3 protein-coding genes are annotated in these 3,199 nt (G+C 66.3%); 2 read left to right on the forward strand and 1 reads right to left on the reverse strand.

The features are described from left to right. Nucleotides 1–639 (reverse strand): TetR/AcrR family transcriptional regulator (locus LQV45_RS22495; protein WP_230008901.1); only part of this gene is annotated, 639 nt, incomplete at its 3' end. A gap of 194 nt (nucleotides 640–833) precedes the next feature. Here LQV45_RS22495 and LQV45_RS22500 point away from each other — a divergent pair. Beyond that, entirely contained in the window at nucleotides 834–2,222 is a 1,389-nt protein-coding gene (locus tag LQV45_RS22500; RefSeq protein WP_230008902.1) for an NAD(P)/FAD-dependent oxidoreductase, read from the forward strand. A gap of 54 nt (nucleotides 2,223–2,276) precedes the next feature. Continuing rightward, on the forward strand, nucleotides 2,277–3,199 hold a 923-nt coding region (locus LQV45_RS22505), incomplete at its 3' end, for a universal stress protein (protein WP_230008903.1).

The raw sequence follows: 3,199 nt of genomic DNA on the forward strand, positions 1-3,199 counted from the left end.
GAAGGCGACGTCGGCCGGTTTTTCATGGCCTTCCTCGGCCAGGCGCTGGACGGCGGCGGTGAAATGCGGTGTCGACGCGGCCATGGTGCCGGAATCGAAGATGTCCGCGGGTGCGGTGACGTCGTAGGCGGAGCCAAAGATGAACGATTCGATCGCGACAATGGCCGGGACAATGCGCTCCTGCGGAAAGCCTGCGCGGCTGAAACCGGCACTGACGGCCTCATACATGGCCAGTGTCTTGGGCGCGTCGGTCACGGGCAGTACGGCAATGACGGGAATCAGTGGGGTGTGCTTGGAAAATACGTCGCGGTAGCTCCAGGCCCAATCCCTCACGGCCTGTTCCCAGTCCCCGGCCTCGAAGGCGGTGACGTCCACGAACGAGGTCAAGTGGTCCTGGACGAGGACCAGCACGTCCCGTTTGGACGAGACATGGTTGTACAGCGCCGAGGGAGCCACGTTGAGGGTCCGCGCCAGGGCAGCCATGGTGAACCCGTCGTAGCCGCTCTTGCCAATCAGCTGCAGGGCCGCCACGGTGATGCCGTTCTGGTCCAGCACTGCCGCGGCGGGCCGTCCCGCACGGCGGCGGGGCCTGGCTGCGGGGCCGTGCGGATCGGCGGGGGCGCTGGTTGCTGCCGTCATTCCGGGCCTTTCTTCTCTGCTTGGCTTCTCAGTTTGGCTGGCGGGTTCGGGGTGAGCCCGTTCTGCCCCTACTTTACGGGCGAAATTCATTAGGCGGAGGGTCTTCCCCGAAGCGTGTGGAAGGTCTATCATTCTAAATGAACGCCATTCATTTTGTGGTCCGCATCACTCTAGCGGCCACGGGGAGGAACATCATGCTGGAACTTGACCGCGACGTCGTCATCGTAGGAGCCGGCCCGTCAGGCTTGACCGCCGCCCGCGAGCTGAAAAAGGCCGGACTCAGTGTGGCGGTGCTCGAGGCGCGGGACCGCGTGGGCGGCCGGACCTGGACCGACACGGTTGACGGGGCCATGCTCGAGATCGGCGGCCAGTGGGTTTCGCCGGACCAGACCGGGCTCCTGGGACTCCTGGATGAGCTCGGACTGCAGACCTATTCCCGCTACCGCGACGGCGAATCCGTCTACATTGGCGCGGACGGCAGGCGCACCCTGTACACCGGTGACACCTTCCCGGTCAGCGAAACCACCGCCGTTGAAATGGACAAGCTCACGGCACTGCTGGACTCCCTGGCCGCGGAGATGGTTCCCGAGGAGCCGTGGGCCCACCCCAAGGCCCGCGAGCTGGACACCATCTCCTTTCACCATTGGCTGCGGCAGAACTCAACAGATGAGGAAGCCTGCAACAACATCGGCCTGTTCATCGCCGGCGGCATGCTGACCAAACCGGCCCACGCCTTCTCCGCCCTGCAGGCCGTCCTCATGGCTGCCTCGGCGGGGTCCTTCACCAACCTCACGGATGAGGACTTCATCCTGGACAAGCGGGTTGTCGGCGGGATGCAGCAGGTTTCGCTGCTGCAGGCCGCGGAACTGGGCGACGACGTCGTCCTCGGCAGCCCGGTCCGCACCATCAACTGGGCCAATGACGCGAGCGGAGGCTACCGTGTCACTGCCGTCTCCGACCGGGCCACGGTGAACGCACGTTTCGTCATCTTGGCCGTGCCGCCAAACCTCTACACCCGGGTGTCCTTTAACCCGCCGTTGCCCCGCCGCCAGCACCAGATGCACCAGCACCAGTCACTTGGCCTGGTCATCAAGGTCCACGCCGTCTACAGCAGCCCGTTCTGGCGCGAAGACGGCCTGTCCGGGACGGCCTTCGGCGCCGGCGCCATTGTGCAGGAGGTCTACGACAACACCAACCACGAGGACCCGCGCGGCACGCTGGTGGGCTTTGTCTCGGATGAGAAGGCCGACGCCATGTTCGAGCTCAGCGCGGAGGACCGCCGCCGCGCCATCCTCGAGTCGATTGCGTCCTTCCTCGGCGAAAAGGCCCTGGATCCCGAGGTTTACTACGAGTCCGACTGGGGTTCGGAGGAATGGACCCGGGGGGCTTACGCCGCCAGCTACGACCTTGGCGGACTGCACCGCTACGGCAAGGACCAGCTGACGCCGGTCGGGCCGATCTACTGGTCCTGCTCGGATCTTGCGGCCGAGGGCTACCAGCATGTTGACGGCGCCGTCCGGATGGGGCAGCTCACGGCGGCCCGGATCGTCGCTGCTGCGGACCGTGCGTCCGTCGCCTCGTAGAGAATCCCAACAATTCAGTTGAATGCAGTCCAGTTCAGTTAGGAGAGCGGCCAGATGCGTTACGTAGTGGGGTATTCAGCCAATGCCAGGGGCCATGATGCGGTCAATCTGGCCGTCTCCCTGGCGCTCGGGCGGGGGGCGAGCCTGGACCTTGTGCTGGTGGTGCCCGAAGTGCAGCAGTCCGGGCACGCCCTCGCGCCGAAGGCCGGCTTCGAAAATCTGCTCACCGAGCAGGCCCAGGAGTGGCTCGACCAGGCCCTGGCGCTGGTTCCATCCAGTGTCCCGGCGCAGGCACACATCCGCAGCCATGATTCCGACGCGCACGCACTGATCGAGGCGGCCGAGGAATTGGGCGCGGACATGCTCATCATCGGGGCCACCAGCACCGGACTCTTCAAACGGTTCACGATCGGGTCGGTGGCCAGTGCATTGCTCCACGCCTCGACCGTTCCGGTGGCCCTGGCACCGCACGGCTATCACCGCCAGGAGGCTCTGACCCGGATCAGTTGCGGGCTCGGAACCCGGGCCGGTGCGGAGAAGCTGCTCGAATTCGCCCTAGGCATGGCGTCGAACCGGGACGTGCCACTGCGGGTGGTGTCGCTTCTGGCCCTCGACGGCGACGCGGCCGATTCAGCCGACGCGGCCCGGGAGTATGCGGCCAAGTGCCTTGCCGACGCACTGGCTGCCGGCGGGCCGGCAGTCCCGGGGGAGGCGAAGGCGGAGGTCCCGGGGGAGGCGAAGGCGGAGGTCCCGGGGGAGGCCAAGACGGAAGCCCAGGTGGAGGCGAAGACGGAAATCGTCGTCGCCCACGGGCGCAGCATCGAGGAAGCCGTGGACCGCCTGGACTGGGAAGACGGCGAGGTCCTGTTGATCGGATCCAGCCGGCTTGCCAAGGGCCGGTCCATCTTCCTCGGCAGCACAGCGGGCCGCATTCTGCGCGCCCTGCCGGTGCCGATGATCGTGGTCCCCAGCGACTA

It is taken from the genome of Microbacterium sp. Bi128 (assembly GCF_918698205.1).

Coding starts and splice junctions, on each gene's coding strand:
- LQV45_RS22500 (WP_230008902.1), top strand. CDS start 834: ATGCTGGAACTTGACCGCGACGTCGTCATCGTAGGAGCCGGCCCGTCA.